Origin of the sequence: Parabacteroides sp. AM58-2XD, from assembly GCF_003463685.1 — a bacterium.
Classification (GTDB): Bacteria; Bacteroidota; Bacteroidia; order Bacteroidales; family Tannerellaceae; genus Parabacteroides; species Parabacteroides segnis.
Window position 1 is genome coordinate 1 of record NZ_QSDP01000235.1, and the last position, 1,260, is coordinate 1,260.

Sequence of the window (1,260 nt, forward strand, 5' to 3'; positions counted from 1 at the left end):
TTTGGCAGATAGAATTTCGATAAGATAAAAAAGATAGATTTGTAATATGTCAAACCATTGAAAGAAAGGAAGACAAAGAGTGAACCAGTAAAAAAATGGAATAAGATTCATGTTCATATTAGGACTCTCTGTCTACCCTGAACCCAGACCTATATAAGAATATAACACCTTAGTTGTTAAGGTTTTTAGGCTAAGTTCAAGTTCCTTTCTCTCTTTTTTGCCCAATACAAAAATATGGAAAACTTTTATTTTATCGGTGTAGATGTCTCAAAAAAGAAGTTGGATATCTGCGTAATGTGTGGTTCTAAAGTGGTAACAGAGGAACAAGTGACAAATCATCAGCAAGCTATATTAAAGCTGATCAACGAATTAAAGCGGGATTTAAATATGACAAATGGAGATTTTATAATCTGTGCTGAACATACGGGACAATATACTTATCCTTTGATTTGTGTTTGTAAATCAATAGATTGTAAGTTATGGCTGGAAAATCCAACCCAGATAAAGTATTGCTCAGGTCTGACTCGTGGTAAAAACGATAAGGTGGATGCAAAACGTATCGCCATATATGCTTCCCGATTTTGTGATCAGGCAGTTTGTTATAAACGTCCCTCTGAAGAACTGACTCGTTTAAATCAATTGGAGGCAGAACGGACTCTCTATCTGGTAGACTTATCAAAATATAAAGCTCAGTTGACCGATCAGAAAGACTTTATGCCTAAAGCATTATACAAAGATAAATCCAGTAGGTTGAAAATGTTAATCAAATCCCTGGAACAGGTACTAAAAGCAATAGAAGATGAAATGAACAGAATTATAGAATCAACTAAGATACTAAGCCGACAGATGGATCTTTTGACATCCATTGATGGAATCGGTCGTGTAGTTGCCATGAATATGATAATTGCAACAGAAGCCTTTACACGCTTCGATAATCCCAGGCAGTTCTGCTGTTATGCAGGTGTGGCACCGTTTGCTTATACTTCTGGAAGTAGCCAGCACTCCAAAAACAGAGTCTCGCAGAGAGCCTGTAAGTATATTAAAACGTTGCTACACATGTCTGCTGTGGCAATAACACATAGGAAAAGTGGTGAGCTTAAAGCGTATTATGAACGTAAAGTTGATGAAGGAAAGAACAAAATGACCATTATCAATGCTTTACGGGCAAAACTTGTGGCGAGAATGTTCGCCGTTATCAAAAGGGATGAATTTTATTCTCCTATTTTATCGGAAAATTTTTGCTAAAAACATAAGAATATG

1 protein-coding gene is annotated in these 1,260 nt (G+C 36.1%); it reads left to right on the forward strand.

Features of this window, described 5'->3' with window-relative positions; translation table 11 throughout:
• Positions 1–234: 234 nt before the first annotated feature.
• Positions 235–1,245, forward strand: coding sequence for an IS110 family transposase (locus DXA15_RS25035; protein ID WP_128135843.1), 1,011 nt, complete (start codon positions 235–237; stop codon positions 1,243–1,245).
• The last annotated feature ends 15 nt before the right edge of the window (positions 1,246–1,260 follow it).